The following is a 17,793-nucleotide window of genomic DNA, read 5'->3' as shown; positions in this document are numbered from 1 at the left end:
ATCCTGTGCGGACTGCTGCTGACCATCATCGGGCTGACAGAGCAATGGCCCATGTGGGCTTGGCCCACGCTGGTGGTCCTGCTCATCGCCGTTCCCGCCGCCGTATTCCGGATCGCCGCGGTGCGCCGTGGCTCCGTGCCGGTCGTCTTCGAGGAGCAGCTGACGGCGGCTCCCGTCGAACGAAGGGAACACCACATCAGCCGTGTCGCGCTGCCGAGCCACTGGCCCGATTACGACTTTCTGATCTCCGCGACCGTGCGCTGGTACGCCCTCGACACGTCCGGAATCGGCCCCGTGCTCAATCCTGCGGGACTCGCCGTGGAAGCCGTACTGGACCGGGCCAGGGCCATCACCGAGCAGCGGGATCCCGGGCGGGTCTCACTCGTCCGGCACGAGCTGAGCGGCGCGCTCAGCCGTATGGTCCCGGACAGCACCGGGAGCCTCCAGGCCATGGCGGAGAATGTCACGCTCACCCTCCACGAACACGATCAGGAACGGCTCGACGCCCTTGCCGGAGTGCGCAAGGACAAGGCGGTCTGGGAGCACCAGCGGAAGTACGAGCAGAGCAAGCGCGAGTATCTGGGGGAGGACGTGCTCAAGGACACCGGCAGTGCGGTGGTCTGGTGGCTCGCCAAGAACGACGATCACGTCGAGAAGGCGGTGGCCGATCTGGGCCTTCTTGCCCGGCTCACATCCGCTGCCAATGACACCGACGTTCCCGAGCGGCTGCGTGATCTCCTCCCTCAGCCACATGAGGAAGAGGGTGAGGAGAGCCTCGACTGCCTCCACGCGTCGTTGCACCGGACTCCGACAGCCGCAGATCATTTCGTGGACGCCCTGAACGCTCTGGGCTTTCCCGACGGAGATCCCCGACGGGCGATGCTGGCCAAGCAGATGGCCGACGTCATCCGTACACAGGAACAGCATGAGACGGCTGACGCCGTGCTGCGCCGTTTCGACCCACCGGCGAGTTTCACGTCGGAGGAGGGACACCCACAGCACCCGGTCGACGGCGGGACCGAATCGACACTCCACGACGACTGACAGAGAGGAAGAACGTGGATACCGAACTTGCCGCTCTCGCCGCGTCGGGAGCAACCACATTGGTCTCGCTCATGGTCACCGATTCCTGGGCGCAGGCGCGCGAGCTCGTCGGACGGCTCATCTCACGGACCGCTCCCGACGGTGTCACCGTCGCCGACCTCGACACCGCGCGCGACCGGCTGCTCGCAGCCGACGCGCACAACGGCGCGGTGACCACTCAGGACATCACGAACCAGTGCCACGCCCACTTGCACGAGCTTCTACGGAGCGGCTCCGTCACCGGCGGTGACCTGCGCGATCTCGTAACCGTCCTCCAGCGGCTCGCCGGCACCTCCGCTCCGCTTCCCCTTGCGGTGCACAACGACATCACCGGCGGAGTCCAGCACGGCCCCGTGGTTCAGGCAGGACGGATCGCAGAACTCACCTTCCATGTCAGCGGCCCTGGTGTCCCGGAGGAGAGCTGAACAGCGGCGGATCCTGTCTCGGCCGCGCGCCAGGAGGAACAGCCCCTCTACCACACCGCCCGGTTGTGACGCAACGATCGGAATCCGGCGGCATCCACCGACGTGATCTTGGGCATGCATGGGCCGCACCCGGACCCCCACGTCAGGAGCAGATGCAGCCGTGCACTCCCCCACCATCACCACGTCGTCGGCCCCCACGCCGACGGCGCCAGGCAGCTTCCCTCTCATCGGGCATGCCCACCGGCTCGTCCGCGATCCCCTTCCGTTCGTCACCTCACTTCGCGAGTACGGCAGTGTCGTACGCATACGCATAGGCCCCATGCCTGCCTATGTGGTCACCGACCCCGCGCTGACCCGCCGTGTGCTGGTGACGGACGCGGCGGACTTCGCCAAGGGCGGGAAGATCATCGACGCCTTGCGCGTCTTCTTCGGAGACGGTCTCGCGACCGTCGCCGACGGTGAGACGCATCTGCGCAACCGGCGCCTGATGCAGCCGATGTTCAACAAGGCACACATAGCCACTCGCGGCCCCGCCATGATCGACCAGGTGCGGGCCATGGTCACCGCCTGGCCGGAAAGCTCCCCACGCGACGTGTACGCCGATATGAACGACATCGCCCTCGCGGCGTTCCTGGTCGCCCTGTTCGGCACCGATCTGCCCGACCACCTCCAGGGCGAGTTCACCGCTCTCATGCCGGAGATCATGAAAGGGACCATCCGTCAGACCGTCCTCCCCTCCTGGGTCACGCGGCTGCCCCTGCCCGCCAACCGGGCGCACGGCGAACGTGTCGAGAGGCTCCGGGTACTCATCGACCAGGCCATCAGCCACCGCACGACCGCGCTCGCGCCGGCCCTCTCGAACGGGGAGGCCCAGGGCGGGGGGTGTCCTCACGCCGCCCCGGAGCAGGAGCGGACCGGTCTCTTCGACACCCTCCTCAACGCCGAACAGCCGCTCAGCCACCAGCAGTTGCAGGACGAGGCGATCACGCTGCTGACCGGCGCCATCGAGACCACCGGGACCACCCTCGCCTGGACCCTCTACGAGATCACCCGGAACCCGGCGATCGAGAGGCAGCTGCGCGCCGAGCTGGCCTCCGTGTGCGCCGGCCGGCCCCTCACCTACGAGGACCTCGACCGCCTTCCCTACGCCCGCCGCGTCCTGCAGGAGACCATCCGGAAATACGGGCCGGCGTGGATGGTGACCAGAACCGCCACGCGGGACCTCGACCTCGGTGGGCACCTCGTCCCGCAGGGTGCCGATGTCGTGTGGAGCCCCTATCTCCATCAGCACGACCCGGAGGTCTTCCCCGATCCCGAGGCCTTCGACCCCGAACGCTGGACGGCGGAGCGCGCACACCTCGCCCGCGGGTCCTTCCTCGCCTTCGGCGACGGCCGGCGCAAGTGCATCGGGGAGAACTTCGCCTGGAGCGAGCTGCAGATCATCCTGGCGACGGTTCTGCAGAGTTGGCCCCGGCTGGCACTCTCCTCCCGCCCACCGAGGCCCCAGGCCGTGGTCACCGTGAAACCGGACGCGATGACGCTGACGTTCCACCGCCGGGCGTAACTCCACCGGTGACGTCCCCGGGAGTGCTTCCGGCGCCTCCGGCACTTCCGGGGACCGCTCCCCCGGCCATCGCGCGGGGCGGCGGGAGGTTGGTGGCGCCTTCCCGTGGCGTTCGCACGCACACCGCCGGCCCGAACTATGGTGTCCCGCCACATACGCCCCTGACCTGCCCCTTCCTACGGTATGGCGACACGGAAACGTCCCCGCCAACTGTCCGGAAGTGGTATCCATGGCCGCCCCAGCAACCGCTCCCCCACCCCCGTCCAACCTCCGCCGCATCGTCGCCGCGAGCCTCGTCGGGACCACGGTGGAGTGGTACGACTTCTTCCTGTACGGCTCCGCTGCCGCGCTGGTCTTCAACAAGCTGTTCTTCCCCGAGTCCGACCCGCTCGTCGGTACGCTCCTCTCCTTCCTCACGTACGCCGTGGGATTCGCCGCACGCCCCATCGGAGCCCTGGTGTTCGGGCACTACGGGGACCGGCTCGGGCGCAAGAAGCTGCTGGTGCTGAGCCTGCTGATGATGGGCGGCGCGACCTTCGCCATCGGGCTGATGCCGACGCACGCCACCATCGGTTCGGCGGCGCCCGTCCTGCTGACCGTCCTGCGTCTGGTGCAGGGGTTCGCCCTCGGCGGCGAGTGGGGCGGCGCCGTGCTGCTCGTGTCGGAGCACGGCGACGCGAAGCGCCGGGGGTTCTGGGCGTCGTGGCCTCAGACGGGCGCGCCGGCCGGGCAGTTGCTGGCGACCGGGGTGCTGTCCGCCCTCACCGCGCTGATGTCCGATTCCGCGTTCGGGGCCTGGGGCTGGCGGATCCCCTTCCTCCTCTCCGGTGTGCTCGTGATCCTGGGTCTGTGGATTCGTCTCTCTGTCGATGAATCACCTGTCTTCAAGGCGGCCCTCGCCCAGGCCGAGCAGCGCAAGGCGGCCGCCGCGCCCGCCGAGAAGATGCCGCTGGTCGCCGTGTTGCGGCACCACTGGCGCGATGTGCTGATCGCCATGGGCGCGCGGATGGCCGAGAACATCAGCTACTACGTGATCACCGCGTTCATCCTCGTGTACGCGACGACCTCGGCGGACCTGAGCAAGCAGACGGCGCTCAACGCCGTACTCATCGCGTCCGCCGTGCACTTCGCCGTGATCCCGCTGTGGGGGGCGCTCTCCGACCGGGTGGGGCGCAGGCCGGTCTACCTCGTCGGCGCCATCGGTGTCGCGCTGTGGATGTTCCCGTTCTTCGCGCTGATCGACGGCAGGAGCTTCGGGGGGCTGCTGCTCGCCGTCACGGTCGGGCTGATCTTCCACGGCGCCATGTACGCCCCGCAGGCGGCCTTCTTCGCGGAGATGTTCGCGACGCGGATGCGGTACTCGGGTGCCTCGATCGGCGCCCAGTTCTCGTCGGTCGCCGCGGGTGCCCCGGCCCCGCTCATCGCCACCGCGCTCCTCGCCGACTTCGGCAGTTCGACGCCGATCTCGTTGTACGTCATCGCCGCCGCGCTCATCACCGTACTGGCCATCGTCTGCGCGAAGGAGACCCGGAGCCGGGACCTCGCGGACATGGAGCCGGACGCCGGCCCGCGGGCGGACACCGGGACCCTGCCCGCCGACGCCCGCAGCGTCTGAACCGGTCAGCGCAGAAGGGCCCGGCTCCCGTCGGACGGGGAGCCGGGCCCGTAGTACGGCCTGGACGGCGGGCCGGGCCCGTCAGGCCTGGGGGGACCGTGCGAACCAGGTGGGACCGTCGGTCAGGGACTGCTTGATCCGGAACAGCGCGAACTCGCTCAGCGGCGGCAGCGCGTCGACGTCGAACCACGCGACCTCCAGCGACTCCTCGTCGTTGACCCGCGCCTCCCCGCCGGTCGCACGGCAGCGGAAGGTGATGTCGAGGTACTGGCAGCGGTCGCCGTTGGCGTACTGCACCGGCTTCAGGGCCTGGGTGAGCACGACCCGCTCCGCGACGCAGTGCACCGCCGTCTCCTCGTACACCTCGCGCTCCGCCGTCACCGCGGGCTCCTCGCCCGGCTCGCCGATGCCGCCGATGACCGACCACTCGCCGGTGTCCGCGCGCCGGCCGAGCAGCACCCGGCCGTCGTCGTCGAAGACGACCGCGGTGACCCCCGGCAGGAGAAGCAGCTGGTGGCCGGCGGTGGCGCGGATGTCGCGGATGAAGTCTGGAGTACCCATGCGGCCGAGCCTACGGGGCGGCCTGGGCGCTCGAGGACCCGGCCGTCCGGTCCTTCCCCGCACGCACCGAGCGGGCCGTGGCCCAGCCCAGCCCGGCCACGGCGAGCAGCGCCAGGACGCCTTCGGGCAGGGGGCCCAGCCGGGTGGCGGGGGTGAACGAGGACCGCAGGGGGACCTCGTCGACCAGGGCGTCGGGCGTGAACATCTCGGTCTTCTCGACGATGGTGCCGTCCGGCCGGATCACCGCGCTGACGCCGCTGGTGACGGGCACGACGACGGACCGCCCGTGCTCGACCGCCCGCACCTGGCTCATCGCCAGCTGCTGGTAGGTCATCTCGCTGCGCCCGAAGGTCGCGTTGTTGCTCGGTACGGCGATGAGCTGCCCGCCGTGCTCGACGGTGTCGCGCACGGCGTCGTCGAACGCGGCCTCGTAGCAGGTCACGAGCCCGACCTTCGTACCGGCGAGGTCGAAGACGCCGACCTTGCTCCCCGGGCCGAAGTCACGCTGCACCCGGTCGACGTCCTTGCTGAAGATCCGGGCGACGGACCGCATGGGCATGTACTCGCCGAACGGCTGGATGTGCCGCTTGTCGTACGTGTCCACGGGCCCGCTCTCCGGGTCCCACTGGATCAGTGTGTTGCGGAGGGCTCCGGTGTCGGGGGTGAGGACGGCGCCGATGACGGTGGGGGCGCCGATGGCCCGTACGGCCCGGTCGATGGCGTCGCGGGCGTCGGCGTTGCGGTACGGGTCGAGGTCGGAGGAGTTCTCCGGCCACAGTACGAAGTCGGGCCGGGGCACCTTCCCCGCAGCGACGTCACGGGCGAGCTGCTCCGTGCGCTCCGCGTGGTTGTCCAGGACCGCCCGGCGCTGGGAGTTGAAGTCGAGCCCCAGCCGCGGCACGTTGCCCTGGATCGCGGCGACCGTGGCGGTGCCGTCCTCGGGCGAGTCGTCCACGAGCGGGAGGGCCGCCAGCGCCGCGGCGACCGGGACGGCCACGGTGACGGCCGCGGCGACGACGGCGGAGCGGGGCACGGTGCCGGTGGCGCGGTGGCGGCGGACCTGCCGGGCGGCCTCCAGCAGCCCGAAGCCGCAGAGCACGACGGCGAACGTGAGCAGCGGGGTGCCGCCCAGCGCCGCCAGCGGCAGGAACGCGCTGTCGGCCTGACCGAAGGCGATCTTGCCCCAGGGGAAGCCGCCGAACGGGACGCGGGCCCGGAGCGCCTCGTCCAGGGTCCACACGGCAGCCGCCCAGACCGGCCAGTACGGAAGACGGGAGACGGCGGCGATACCCACGCAGCCGACGGCGATGAACAGGGCCTCGGCCAGCGCCAGCGCCAGCCAGGGGACCGGGCCGACCTCCTCACCCGTCCAGTGCAGCAGCGGCAGCATGAAGCCGAGGCCCGCGAGGAGACCGAGACCCAGCGCGGCGCGCGCCCGCCGTGCGATCAGCACCCAGCCCAGCAGGGCGAAGCCGGGGAGCACCAGCCACCACAGGGGCCGGGGCGGGAAGCTCGCGTAGAGCATCGCACCGGACAGCACGGCTGCGGCCGGCCGGACGAGCCGCGGCCACAGCTTCCTGCTGCGGGGCGCGGGGGCGGGCTGCGGTTCGACGGTGGTGATGGTGGCGCTCACCTGCCGGAGTCTACGGTGAGCGGCTGTGCGAGCGGCAGCCGCTCCGACGGCCGGGCGGACTCAGGCTCCCCGGGCCCTGCCCTGGGCCGGGCCGTTGGCCGTGAGGTGCAGCCGGTCGCGGATGAACCGTACGGCGGCCTCCGCGTCGTCGACGGTGACGGTGAAGGTCATGCCGTCCCCGAGCCGGAGCACCAGCGCCTCCCCGCGCCGCACGACCACGGCCGTGCCCTGCTCGGGGCGCCAGCGGTAGCCCCAGCCGCCCCACTGGCGCGGGGTGACCTTGGGGGCGAAGTCCGCGCCCACCACATGGGTGAGGAGGATCCGGCGCCTGGGCAGCCCGGCGTGACCGCAGCGCACCTCGAGGGCGTCCCCGTCGACCTTGACGGCCACATGGACGAAGGCGAGGGTCCCGAAGAGGATCAGGAGTCCCGCGGCGACACAGCCGATGACGGACATGAGCAGGGGGGCGAATCCGCCGCCCCAGGCCGAGTCGACCGCCAGCTCGATACCGAGCGCCAGACACGCGGCGCCGACGGCCGCGAGCAGCCACTGGAAGCGATTGGTGGCCCGTCCCGTCCAGACCGTGCTCGGGGCCTGGCTCGAACCGTGCCACGTGTTACCGGGGTGGTCCGTCATGCCAAGCAGCGTACCCAGGTTCCGCGCCGCGAGGAGGGGGTGCGCGCGCCCGGCGGGGCCCCGCGTGCGGTCAGATGGCGGAGGTGACGGCCTTGAGTAGTCGGCCCTCGGCGTAGACCTGCGCCCGTTCGGGCAGGTCAGCGGCGTGACCGCCGAGGAGGACGGTGAGAGTGCCGACCGGTTCGGCCGACGGAGCGGGCGCCGCCCCGACACGGCGCAGTGCCTGCGCCGCCACCGCGTCGGCGGAACCGTGGAGCACCAGGGGCGCACGGCCGGGCCGGCCTGCCTCGACGGCGGCACGGATGCGTTCGGCCACCAGTTCGTAGTGGGTGCAGCCCAGGACGACGTCCGTCACCTCGGCCGGTGTGAGGGCGGCGGCAGCGGCCACCGCGCGGTCGATGGCCTCCTCGTCGGCGTGTTCCACCGCGTCGGCGAGCCCCGGGCAGGGCACCTCGGTGACGTCCACGGACCGGGCGAAGTCGGTGATCAGCCCGCGCTGGTAGGGGCTTCCGGTGGTCGCCGGGGTGGCCCAGATCGCGAAGGGGCCGCCGCCCGCGGCGGCCGGCTTGATGGCGGGCACCGTGCCGATGACCGGCAGCCCGGGCTCCAGCTCGGCCCGCAGGGCGGGCAGGGCGTGGACGGAGGCGGTGTTGCAGGCGACGATCAGGGCGTCCGGCCGGTGTGCCGCGGCGGCGCGCGCCACGGCGAGCGCGCGCTGGGTCACGTCCTCGGGGGTACGGGGGCCCCAGGGCATGGACCCGGGATCCGACGACAGCACCAGATCGGCGTCGGGCCGTAGCCGGCGTACTGCGGCCGCTGCCGCGAGCAGGCCGATTCCGGAGTCCATGAGTGCGATCTTCACCCGGTCACCATAGTCGACAGCCCTTGCGGCACCGCCGGAGTGGGGCACACTTCCACGGATGAGCGCCGTTGCCTGGACCGCCGTGGGTTCGCTGATCGTATGGGTCTGGCTGCTGCTGGGTCAGGGCTTCTTCTGGCGGACCGACCAGAGGCTGCCGCTGCGCGGGGACCCGGCGCGCTGGCCCTCGGTCGCCGTGGTCGTCCCCGCGAGGGACGAGGCCGAGGTCCTGCCGGTGAGCCTGCCGTCGCTGCTCGCCCAGGACTATCCGGGCGACGCGGAGATCTTCCTGGTGGACGACGACAGCGGCGACGGCACGGGCGAGCTGGCCCGTGCGCTGTCCGAGCGGTACGGGGGGCTGCCGCTGACGGTGGTGACGACCGGTGAGCCGGAGCCGGGGTGGACGGGCAAGCTCTGGGCCCTGCGGCACGGGATGGCTCTGGCCCGGCAGCGGAAGCCTGAGTTCCTGCTCCTGACGGACGCGGACATCGCGCACGAGCCGGACAGTCTGCGGGAGCTCGTCGCGGCCGCCGGGAGCGAGGGCGCGGGCGGGTTCGACCTGGTCTCGCAGATGGCCAGGCTGCGGGTGACGAGCACCTGGGAGCGGCTCGTGGTGCCGGCCTTCGTCTACTTCTTCGGGCAGCTGTACCCGTTCCGCCGGGTGAACGGCGAGAGGTCGCGGACCGCCGCGGCGGCGGGCGGCTGTGTACTGCTGCGGGCCGGAGCGGTCGAGCGGGCGCGGCTCCCGGAGTCCATCCGTTCGGCGGTGATCGACGACGTGTCGCTGGCGCGCGCGGTACGGCGCAGCGGTGGCCGCATCTGGCTGGGACTGGCCGACCGGGTGGACAGCGTGCGGCCCTATCCACGGCTGGCCGACCTGTGGCACATGGTCGCGCGGAGTGCGTACGCCCAACTGCGGCACAGCCCGTGGCTGCTGGCCGGTACGGTCCTGGGGCTGCTCCTGGTCTATGTCGTGCCGCCCGTCACGCTGGTCGCCGGACTGCTGGCCGGGGACGCGGTCGCCGCCGCGGCGGGCGGGGCGGCCTGGGCGGTGATGGCGGGGACGTACATGCCCATGCTCGGGTACTACCGGCAGTCCCTGTGGCTGGCCCCGCTGCTGCCGCTCACCGCGGTCCTCTACCTCCTGATGACGGTGGATTCGGCGGTGCAGCACTACCGGGGGCTCGGTGCGGCCTGGAAGGGGCGTACGTACGCCCGTCCCGAGGCCGCGCCGGAACCCTGACCCCGCCCCGGATCACTTGCGTCCGGGCGTCCAGTTCATGCCCCAGCCGTAGGCGGCGTCGATGGTCCGCTGGGGGCTGACCCCGCGCTGCGGGACGAGGTAGCGGGCCTCGCGCTGGACGGTGAGGTCGTTCCCGTTGTTCGTGATCAGTGCGAGCGCGCACACGGTGGAGGGCACGGTGCACTCGTCGAGGGAGAAGTCGATCGGCGCGCCGTTCTGCGGCTGGAGGGTGACCGTGGCGTGCAGGTCGGCGAAGCTCCGGGCGCCCTCGTAGATGGTAACGAAGATCAGGACACGGCGCAGCCGGTTCTTGTGGTCGAGGTTGACCGTGAGGTTCTCGCCGGTCGAGACGGCGCCCGTACGGTCGTCGCCGTCGAGGTGGATGTAGGGCGGCTGCCGCAGGGAGCCGAAGGCGTTCCCCAGCGCCTGGACGACTCCCTTGCTGCCGTCGGTGAGTTCGTACAGGGCGCAGAGGTCGAGGTCCAGGTCGGCGTGCATGGCGACGGCCCTGCCGAGCTTCGCGCCCCACCCCTTGAACTGCTTGCGCACCTCCCAGTTGAGGTTGACGCGCAGCGTTCCGGATGTTCCGCCCTGCTTCGACAGCGACACCGTAGGCGCTTCCTTGGTCAGGGTGACCTTGGACAGCCGTACGGCCTGCACGGCGGGGGGCGCGGGCGGTGCGGCCGGGGGCGCCGGCGGCTGGGGGGCCCGCTGCGGGGGCGCCGGTGCCCGCTGAGGCTGCGGTACCGGCGGGGCGTGCTGCGGCTGCGGGGCCTGCTGAGCGCGCGGGGGTTGCGGGGCCGCCTGCTGCGGCTCGTCGACGGAGATGCCGAAGTCCGTGGCGAGGCCCGCGAGTCCGGTGTCGTACCCCTGCCCCACGGCCCTGAACTTCCAGGCGCCCTGCCGCAGATAGAGCTCACCGAGGATGAACGCGGTCTCGACGCTCGCGTCCGCGCTGTCGAAGCGCGCGATCTCGGTGCCGTTCGCCGCGTCCAGGATCCGCACGTGGAGCCCGCTCACCCGCCCGAAGGTGCCGCCGTCCGCGGAGGCGGCGATCACGACCCGGTCGATCGCCGGCTCGATCCGCCCGAAGTCGACCGAGAGGCTGTCCGTGACCGCGCCCCCCGCAGTCCGCTTGCCCTCGTGGCGCACCGCGCCGGAGCCGTGCGCGGGCTGGTTGTAGAAGACGAAGTCCGCGTCGCTGCGCACCTTTCCCGCGACGAGGAGGAGCGCGGACGCGTCGACGTCGGGTGTGCCGGGAGCGGTGTGCCAGCCCAGTTCGACCCGTACGGCCGGAGCCGGCACTACGACGTTCGTTCCCTTTTGCATGGTCATGCTCGCCCCCATCACGAGTCCGGCTGCCCGGAGAGTGTCCCGCAAACCTAGCCCCCGGTCCGCCGGGGAGCCCACATTCCCGGCACGGCGCTGCCGGGTCAAGACGCGCCGAGCGACACCGCCTGCTCCCGGAGGGCCTCGATCAGCGTCGTCACCTGGAGATCGCGGCGGTGGCCCAGCACGGCGACACCGAGGTGGCGCGCGGGGGCCGGTGCCTCTATCGGGACGATGTGGACGCCCGGCACCCTGGGGACGAGCGCGATGGAGGGGATGAGCGAGACCCCCAGTCCGGCGGCGACGAGGGAGCCGGCGAAGAAGTAGTCGGTGGTGGTGCCCCGCACGTCCGGGTCGAAGCCGGCGCGTTGCGCGTAACGGCGCAGGTACGCCTCGGTCTTGAGGCAGCCGAGCACCCACGGTTCACCCGCCAGCTCGTCGAGTTCGATGGCCGCGCGGCCGGCGAGCGGATGGCGGTCGGGCAGGACGACGTGCAGGGGGTCCTCCATGAGCGGCGTCCACCGCAGACTGGAGCCCGTGCCCGACCGGCCGGGCAGCGGGCCGTCGAAGTGGTAGGCGAGGGCGAGGTCCACCGTGCCCTGCCGGACCATCGGCAGGCACTCCTCGGGCTCGCCCTCCCTGACGTGGAGCACGGTCTCGGGGTGGGCGGCGGTGAGCCGGGCGAGGGCGCCGGGCAGGAGGACGCGGCCGCCGCTGGTGAACGTGGCGACGGTGAGCTGGGTGCGGCCCGTGCTGAGCCGGTCGACCTGCTGCTTCGCGTGTTCGAGCTCGGCGGCCACGGACTCGGCGGCCCCGACCATGATCTGGCCGGCCCGGGTGAGCGTGACGCCCCGGGTGCTGCGGGCCACCACCTGGGCTCCGAGGCTGCGTTCCAGGACGGCCACGTGCTGGGACACGGCCGAGGGGGTGAGGCGGAGGGAGGTGGCCGCGCGGTTGAAGCTCCCGTGCTCCGCCACCGCCCTCAGGATGCGGAGCCGTTGCACATCGATCAACAGTATTCCTTAACGCGTTTCCAGTAGGACGGCACTTCTGCTGATGACGATAGGCGACCACGATGGAGCCATGCGAAAGATCTGCGTCATCGGCGGCGGCCGCTACTTCGGAAAACTCCTCGTCCAACGGCTGGCGGAGGCCGGCCACGAGGTCACTGTCGTCAACCGGGGCTCCACCCGGCCACCCGCCGGTGTCGAACACCTCGTCGTCGACCGCGACGACGAGGCGGCGCTGACCGCCGCGCTCGGCACCCGTACTTTCGACGTGGTCGTCGACCAGATCTGCTACACCCCCGCGCAGGCCGCCGTCGCCGCCCGCGTCTTCCGCGACCGCACCCGTCGGTACGTCATGACGTCCACGATCGAGGTGTACGACCCGGCCACCGCCGACCTCCCGGCCGTCCCCGCCGGCACACCGGTGACGGAGGACCTCGTCGACCCGGCCGTCTGGCGGGTGCGTCTGGACCTGCCGTGGCACGACGCCGCGTACCAGGACGCCCACTACGCCGAGGGCAAACGACAGGCGGAGGCCGTCCTCACCCGGGCCGGTGGATTCGGCTTCGTCTCCGTACGCAGCGCCCATGTACTCGGCGGCGGGGCACAGGAGTTCACCGGCCGTCTGGCGCACTACGCCGAGCGCGTCTCCCGGGGCGGGACGGTCGACGTGTACGCCGAGGAGCTGCCCACGGTCTTCATCCACCACGAGGAGATGGCGGACCTGCTGCTGTGGGCGAGCACCGCCACCGGCTTCACCGGTGCGGTCAACGCCTGCTCCGACGGTCCGCTCGACGTCCGCGAACTGAGCGGACTGATCGCGTCCCGCACCGGCCGGGAGCCCGTGTACCGGACGGTCGCCGCGGGCGAGGCGGCCGGCCCGTTCTCCTTCGACCGCCACTACGCCATGAGCAACGCCCGTGCCAAGGACCTGGGCTTCACCTTCTCCCGCACCGCCGACTGGCTCCCCGACGCCGCCGCCGAAGCGCTCGGCACATCCGCCACCCACGCCTCCTGAAGGACGACACCCGATGCTGTACCGCACCGTCAAGAACACCACCTTCAGCGCCGTCGGCCTGGGCGCCATGCCCCTGTCCATCGAGCAACGCCCCGACGAGGAACGCGCCGTCGCCACCATCCACGCGGCACTCGACGCCGGGGTCACCCTGATCGACACGGCCGACAGCTACCACTGGCACGCGGACGAGACCGGCCACAACGAACACCTCATCGCCCGGGCCCTGCGGCGCTACGGCCGCGACACCTCGGACGTCCTGGTCGCCACCAAGGGCGGCCGGGGCCGTCCGGGCGACGGCAGCTGGACCGTCACCGGCACCCCCGCCCACCTCAAGTACGCCGCCGAGGCGTCCGCCGGGCGGCTCGGCGTCGAGGCCATCGGCCTCTACCAGCTCCACAAGCCCGACCCCGCCGTTCCCTGGGCCGACTCCGTCGGCGCGCTGCGCGAGCTGCTCGACGCCGGCACCATCCGGGCCGCGGGCATCTCCAACGTGACCACCGGTCAGATCGTCGAGGCGCACGGGATCCTGGGCGACGGTCTGGTCTCCGTGCAGAACCAGTACTCCCCCGCCGTCCGCGACAGCGAGCCGGAGCTCCGGCTGAGCACCCGGCTGGGACTGGCCTTCCTGCCCTGGAGCCCGCTCGGCGGCATCCGGCGCAGCTCCCTCGACGGCAGCTCCGCCCCCACCTCCGCGGGCACCCCCTTCCACCACGTGGCCGAGGCACGCGGAGTCAGCCCTCAACAGGTCGTCCTGGCCTGGCTGCTCGGCCGCTCCCCGCTGATGGTCCCGGTGCCGGGAGCCAGCCGGCCCGCCTCCATCCAGGACTCGGCCGGTGCCACGGAGCTGGAACTGACCGAGGCGGAGCTGAAGCGGCTCGACGAGGCGTGGCCGGGCACCGACGGGTCGGAACACGAGGAACCCTGAGAGACCGGGTACGCGGCCTCCGGGGTCCGGCGTACGACGACTTCGGCGTACGACCGCTCCTCGCGTCCCCGGCGGCTCAGTCGAACGGCCTCGGACGCTCGGCCGTGCGGATCGAGACGACCTCGTGGACGACGGCCGGGCTCATCGCCGGCCCCCGGCAGGTCAGCTGGTACGGCGTGGTGCGGTGGGACCGCACCTCGATGTCGAAGGCGGCCGGACGGGGCGGGTGGCGGATGACGCGGATCCGCCACCCGGTGCCGTCACGCGTGGTCTCGGCGACCGCGTACGCATGGCGTCCCGCCGGGCCGAAGTGCCTGAGCAGCGCGGTGACGGCGGCCTGCTGGGGCGGGAAGAGGTCGGTGTATCCGCGCAGATGGCCGGCGTGGATACGGTCGGCCAGATGCTGTTCGACCGCTTCGACGGAGGAGGCGGCATCGAGACCGCCGTAGTAGACGCCGTCGGGCGCGACGACGACGTTGGCGGCGAACCGGTCCCCGCCGACGTGCGTGCACTCCCACACCAGGTCCGGCCAGCGGTCGCTCAGGGCGCGCCCCACCGGCCGCCCCCGCACGGCGCAGCAGGTGTCGTGCCGGCCGTGGGCGCAGACCAGGACGACCGGGGGGTGCCCGGGCTGGCCTGGGGCACCGAGGGCCCCGACGATCTGCGCGAGGTCCTCGTCCCGGCTCCAGGTGCCCCACTGCTGCCGGTGGGCGCCGGACTTCTCGTAGCGCAGTACGGCCCAGCGGCGCGCGCCTTCGGGAGTGTGCCGCCCGTGCCGCCTGACCAGCAGGATCCGGGCCCGTACGGCCTGGGCGGCGGAGAACACGAGCGCTTTGGTACGGGGTTCGAGGTCGAGGCCGTCGAAGCCGTTGGCCGGCCAGCCGCCCCGGTACTCGATGAGGACCCAGACGGTGCCGTGCGGCGCCGTTCCCACCATCGAGTCGCCGCGCGTCCGGGCCGCGTCGGCGCAGAGGAAGCGATCCTTCGCGGTCATCGCGGCGGTGTCACCGCTCGGCGGGAACCAGTACGCCCGCGCGCAGCAGTCTCTCGACGAGCTCGATGCCGAGGTCACCGGCCGTACGGACCTCGCCGTCGAGCAGGCGGATCACCGACGGCAGATCGGTCTCCGGGAAGTCGAGCCATCCCACACGTGTGGTCAGGCGCGGTCCCTCCAGCCGTGCTTCGAGCGCCTCACGGAGCCGTACGGGCGTCGCGGGGCCGAGGCCGTCGACGACCGCGAGCTGGGCCAGCGGCCCCAGCGGGGCCGGGCGCGCCTGTCCCCGCCGGGCGCGGTGGAACGACGGAGCGGAATCGGCCTCGGTGACGGCGGCGACGAGACGTTCGCGGACGAGATCGATCTCCTCGGCGGGGGTGTCCACGCCGAGCGGCAGACTCCCGCGCATCCGGGGGTCGTCGCGCAGCGCCGCGAGCGCGGAGGCGGCCAGCTGTTCGGCGAGCGCGTACCGCGTCCAGGTGTGGATCCCGATCGTCAGGTGGACCGAGACCTCTCCCTGCGCCTCGGCGGCGTGCAGCCAGCCCCGAGGCAGGTAGAGGGCGTCGCCCAGCTCCAGCACGGTGTCGATGTACGGCGTGCTCCTCGCGGCCTCGGCGACGGCGGAGCGGCGGTCGGTCCAGGGCTGATCGCGCAGCGGATCGGGGTGGACGGGCTCATGGACGACCCAGCGTTTGGTGCCCTCGATCTGGAGGACGAAGACGTCGTGGACGTCGTAGTGGTCGTCGAATCCGCGGTTCTGCGGAGGGGTGACATAGGCGTTGGCCTGGATGGGATGCCCCAGCTCGGTGCTCAGCCCGGTGCAGAAGTCGGCGACCGGCCCCCAGGTGCGTTGCAGGGCCTGCAGGACGAGGGTGGCGCCGTCGGCGAACTGGCGCCACAGCGCCGTGTCGTCGAGCTGGTCGGAGATGGTGGCGCCGACGCCTGCGGACGAGGTGTACGACGACTCGGGAAGGGTGGAGCCGTTCCTGGCGACGCGGAGGAAGGGGGTGCGCAGCCCGCGACGCGCGATCAGTTCGTCGACGGCGCCGGCGGAGAACAGGTCGGAGAAGTCGCTGACGTTGCGGGTGAGCAGAGCTCTGCGCCCCCAGATGTCGCGGGCGAACTCCTCCTGGCCGAGGCGGGTCAGACGGGTCAGACGGGCCGGACGCGTCTCCGGAACCCCGGCGCCCTCCGTGGGGCCGGGGTTCCGGAGTTCGGTCCGGGAGGTGCTCAACGGCGACTGCCGGATTCGCCCGCCCCGCCGTCGGCGCCGCCGTCGTGGACTCCGGGCGTACCGGCCGCACCACCGTCAGCGGGACCCTCCGCCCCACCATCGGCACCACCGTCATGAACCCCCGGCGTACCAGCCGCACCACCGTCAGCGGGACCCTCCGCCCCACCATCGGCACCACCGTCATGAACCCCCGGCGTACCAGCCGCACCACCGTCGGCCGGGCCCTCCTGCCCGTTCGGATCCTGTTCGGGGTTGGCCATGATTCCTCCTGGCGATCGAGGGACTGGAATCCGGCTCCGGTATCGGCTCCGGATCGTCGGACAAAGGTGATTCCCTGTACGGGCACCACTCATAAGCAGCGTACTGCCACGGGACAAAAGCCTCGATTCGGTAGAAGCTGACCGCTGTCCCCTTCCCACGGCAAAGGGGCGGAGACGCCCGCGTACCGATGAGTTTCCGAGGACGTGACATGGTGCGATCAGGAGCGGCCGGCACGTGGACCCTGTCCGGTGCCCCCTTCGGCGAGCCGCCGACGTACAGCCGGACCCGCTGCACATGGCCGAACCGTTGAGCCCGATGCCCGCGCTCCAGCAGAGGATCCGAAGCGCCCTCGACGAACTCGTCGGCACCGGAGCCGAAACCGGCTTGCAGGTCGCCGTTCACCACCACGGTGCCCAGGTGGTCGACGCCGTCGCGGGTGTCGCCGACAGCGCGACCGGGCGGAGGGTCGGCCCGGAAACCCTCTTCTTCAGCTTCTCCGCCGGCAAGGTCATGACCTCTCTGATCGCTCATCTGCTCGTCAGGACCGGCGCTGTCGGGTACGACACGCCGGTGGCCGCCCTCTGGCCGGAGTTCGGCGCACACGGCAAGTCGACGGCGACGCTCCGGCATGTGCTGACCCACTCGGCCGGTGTGCCGTCGATGCCGCGCGACATCGGCCCTGCCGACCTGCCCGACTGGTCACGGGTCTGCACCGCGATCGCCGACGCGAAGCCGCTGTGGCGCCCCGGGACCAGGACGGGGTACCACGCGTTCACCTTCGGCTTCCTCGTCGGTGAGATCGCGCGCCGGGCCACGGGCAGTCCGATGCGGCAGCTCCTGCGCGAGTGGATCGCGGAGCCCCTGGGCATCGAGGGTGATCTCTGCTTCGGCGTGCCCGGGGCCGATCTGCCCCGGCTGGCACGGCTCGAGGACGCCGCACCGCTCCCGGCCCCCGCTCCGGACGCCGACGCCGTCCTCGCGCCCTGGGAGCGGCAACCGGCCGCGGCGATGGGCAACAGCCCCGAGATCCTCCGGGCGGACATCCCGTCGGTCGGCACCTTCACCGCGCGGGGCATCGCCGCCATGAACGCCGCGGTCCTCGACGGCCGGCTCATCGGCTCACACGGGCTCGACGCGTTGACGGCGGTGGCCTTCGAGGGCACCGACCAGGTCTTCGGCAACCCGGCCCGGCTGGCCCTGGGCTACCCGCTGGGCCGCCTGGGCGCCCGGCCGGACGAGGCGCCCACCACGTTCGGCTGGATCGGCGGTGGCGGCAGCTACGTCTACGCCGACCGAGCCACCGGCACCGCCTTCGCCCTGACCAAGACCCGGCTCACCCCCCACTTCGACACCGCGCGACGGCTCGCCGACCTGACGGCGGCCGAGTGCGGCCCACGCCCTTGAGT

The 17,793-nt window shown here is 72.0% G+C and carries 16 protein-coding genes; 8 read left to right on the top strand and 8 right to left on the bottom strand.

Annotated features, from left to right (window positions below; genetic code table 11):
• The first annotated feature begins 51 nt into the window (after nucleotides 1-51).
• The 4 genes from ACZ607_RS11595 to ACZ607_RS11580 all read left to right on the top strand — a co-directional run bounded on the left by ACZ607_RS11595 (nucleotide 52) and on the right by ACZ607_RS11580 (nucleotide 4,687).
• Nucleotides 52-1,044: a hypothetical protein gene (locus tag ACZ607_RS11595; protein ID WP_469734188.1), complete on the top strand. Its 993-nt coding sequence runs from the start codon at nucleotides 52-54 to the stop codon at nucleotides 1,042-1,044.
• A gap of 14 nt (nucleotides 1,045-1,058) precedes the next feature.
• Nucleotides 1,059-1,508 (top strand): hypothetical protein, encoded by a 450-nt coding sequence (locus ACZ607_RS11590; protein ID WP_469734186.1) that lies wholly within the window; start codon nucleotides 1,059-1,061, stop codon nucleotides 1,506-1,508.
• A gap of 160 nt (nucleotides 1,509-1,668) precedes the next feature.
• Nucleotides 1,669-3,072, top strand: coding sequence for a cytochrome P450 (locus ACZ607_RS11585; protein WP_469734184.1), 1,404 nt, complete (start codon nucleotides 1,669-1,671; stop codon nucleotides 3,070-3,072).
• Nucleotides 3,073-3,301: 229 nt separating this feature from the next.
• Nucleotides 3,302-4,687 carry an MFS transporter gene (locus tag ACZ607_RS11580; RefSeq protein ID WP_469734182.1) on the top strand — a complete coding sequence of 462 codons (1,386 nt, stop codon included), beginning with the start codon at nucleotides 3,302-3,304 and terminating at the stop codon, nucleotides 4,685-4,687.
• An 81-nt stretch (nucleotides 4,688-4,768) separates the two neighbouring features.
• Here the strand turns inward: ACZ607_RS11580 and ACZ607_RS11575 are convergent, their stop codons facing one another.
• The 4 genes from ACZ607_RS11575 to ACZ607_RS11560 all read right to left on the bottom strand — a co-directional run bounded on the left by ACZ607_RS11575 (nucleotide 4,769) and on the right by ACZ607_RS11560 (nucleotide 8,379).
• On the bottom strand, nucleotides 4,769-5,248 hold the full coding sequence (locus tag ACZ607_RS11575) for an NUDIX hydrolase (protein WP_469734180.1): 480 nt from the start codon (nucleotides 5,246-5,248) through the stop codon (nucleotides 4,769-4,771).
• Nucleotides 5,249-5,258: 10 nt separating this feature from the next.
• Entirely contained in the window at nucleotides 5,259-6,881 is a 1,623-nt protein-coding gene (gene lnt / locus ACZ607_RS11570; protein ID WP_469734178.1) for an apolipoprotein N-acyltransferase, read from the bottom strand.
• A 60-nt stretch (nucleotides 6,882-6,941) separates the two neighbouring features.
• The gene (locus ACZ607_RS11565) at nucleotides 6,942-7,517 is read right to left on the bottom strand and encodes a hypothetical protein (protein WP_469734176.1); all 576 of its coding nucleotides are present in this window, start codon (nucleotides 7,515-7,517) and stop codon (nucleotides 6,942-6,944) included.
• 70 nt (nucleotides 7,518-7,587) lie between these two features.
• On the bottom strand, nucleotides 7,588-8,379 hold the full coding sequence (locus ACZ607_RS11560; RefSeq protein ID WP_469734175.1) for a glutamate racemase: 792 nt from the start codon (nucleotides 8,377-8,379) through the stop codon (nucleotides 7,588-7,590).
• A 58-nt stretch (nucleotides 8,380-8,437) separates the two neighbouring features.
• Between ACZ607_RS11560 and ACZ607_RS11555 the strand changes: the two genes are divergently transcribed.
• The gene (locus ACZ607_RS11555) at nucleotides 8,438-9,619 is read left to right on the top strand and encodes a glycosyltransferase (RefSeq protein ID WP_469734173.1); all 1,182 of its coding nucleotides are present in this window, start codon (nucleotides 8,438-8,440) and stop codon (nucleotides 9,617-9,619) included.
• Nucleotides 9,620-9,631: 12 nt separating this feature from the next.
• On the opposite strand, the gene ACZ607_RS11550 is transcribed toward ACZ607_RS11555, so the two are convergent.
• Together ACZ607_RS11550 and ACZ607_RS11545 are read right to left on the bottom strand one after the other, a co-directional pair.
• On the bottom strand, nucleotides 9,632-10,966 hold the full coding sequence (locus tag ACZ607_RS11550) for a TerD family protein (RefSeq protein WP_469734917.1): 1,335 nt from the start codon (nucleotides 10,964-10,966) through the stop codon (nucleotides 9,632-9,634).
• A gap of 86 nt (nucleotides 10,967-11,052) precedes the next feature.
• Nucleotides 11,053-11,961: a LysR family transcriptional regulator gene (locus ACZ607_RS11545; RefSeq protein WP_469734171.1), complete on the bottom strand. Its 909-nt coding sequence runs from the start codon at nucleotides 11,959-11,961 to the stop codon at nucleotides 11,053-11,055.
• A gap of 70 nt (nucleotides 11,962-12,031) precedes the next feature.
• Between ACZ607_RS11545 and ACZ607_RS11540 the strand changes: the two genes are divergently transcribed.
• Nucleotides 12,032-12,973 (top strand): NAD-dependent epimerase/dehydratase family protein, encoded by a 942-nt coding sequence (locus ACZ607_RS11540; protein ID WP_469734169.1) that lies wholly within the window; start codon nucleotides 12,032-12,034, stop codon nucleotides 12,971-12,973.
• 13 nt (nucleotides 12,974-12,986) lie between these two features.
• Nucleotides 12,987-13,898, top strand: a complete 912-nt coding sequence (locus ACZ607_RS11535; protein ID WP_469734167.1) for an aldo/keto reductase — start codon at nucleotides 12,987-12,989, stop codon at nucleotides 13,896-13,898.
• Nucleotides 13,899-13,974: 76 nt separating this feature from the next.
• Here ACZ607_RS11535 and ACZ607_RS11530 read toward each other — a convergent pair whose 3' ends face one another.
• Both ACZ607_RS11530 and ACZ607_RS11525 read right to left on the bottom strand, forming a co-directional pair.
• On the bottom strand, nucleotides 13,975-14,892 hold the full coding sequence (locus ACZ607_RS11530; RefSeq protein WP_469734166.1) for a sucrase ferredoxin: 918 nt from the start codon (nucleotides 14,890-14,892) through the stop codon (nucleotides 13,975-13,977).
• A gap of 10 nt (nucleotides 14,893-14,902) precedes the next feature.
• Entirely contained in the window at nucleotides 14,903-16,126 is a 1,224-nt protein-coding gene (locus ACZ607_RS11525; RefSeq protein WP_469734164.1) for a cupin domain-containing protein, read from the bottom strand.
• Between the two features lie 555 nt (nucleotides 16,127-16,681).
• Here ACZ607_RS11525 and ACZ607_RS11520 point away from each other — a divergent pair.
• Nucleotides 16,682-17,791: a serine hydrolase domain-containing protein gene (locus tag ACZ607_RS11520; RefSeq protein WP_469734162.1), complete on the top strand. Its 1,110-nt coding sequence runs from the start codon at nucleotides 16,682-16,684 to the stop codon at nucleotides 17,789-17,791.
• The last annotated feature ends 2 nt before the right edge of the window (nucleotides 17,792-17,793 follow it).

The organism is Streptomyces sp. NPDC104381, assembly GCF_055583745.1.
The sequence above is the reverse complement of the archived record's forward strand: the minus strand, read 5'-3'. Positions and strand labels throughout refer to the sequence as shown.

Coding starts and splice junctions, on each gene's coding strand:
- ACZ607_RS11595 (WP_469734188.1), top strand. CDS start 52: ATGTGGGCTTGGCCCACGCTGGTGGTCCTGCTCATCGCCGTTCCCGCC.
- ACZ607_RS11580 (WP_469734182.1), top strand. CDS start 3,302: ATGGCCGCCCCAGCAACCGCTCCCCCACCCCCGTCCAACCTCCGCCGC.
- ACZ607_RS11575 (WP_469734180.1), bottom strand. CDS start 5,248: ATGGGTACTCCAGACTTCATCCGCGACATCCGCGCCACCGCCGGCCAC.
- ACZ607_RS11565 (WP_469734176.1), bottom strand. CDS start 7,517: ATGACGGACCACCCCGGTAACACGTGGCACGGTTCGAGCCAGGCCCCG.
- ACZ607_RS11555 (WP_469734173.1), top strand. CDS start 8,438: ATGAGCGCCGTTGCCTGGACCGCCGTGGGTTCGCTGATCGTATGGGTC.
- ACZ607_RS11550 (WP_469734917.1), bottom strand. CDS start 10,966: ATGGGGGCGAGCATGACCATGCAAAAGGGAACGAACGTCGTAGTGCCG.
- ACZ607_RS11540 (WP_469734169.1), top strand. CDS start 12,032: ATGCGAAAGATCTGCGTCATCGGCGGCGGCCGCTACTTCGGAAAACTC.
- ACZ607_RS11535 (WP_469734167.1), top strand. CDS start 12,987: ATGCTGTACCGCACCGTCAAGAACACCACCTTCAGCGCCGTCGGCCTG.
- ACZ607_RS11530 (WP_469734166.1), bottom strand. CDS start 14,892: ATGACCGCGAAGGATCGCTTCCTCTGCGCCGACGCGGCCCGGACGCGC.
- ACZ607_RS11520 (WP_469734162.1), top strand. CDS start 16,682: ATGGCCGAACCGTTGAGCCCGATGCCCGCGCTCCAGCAGAGGATCCGA.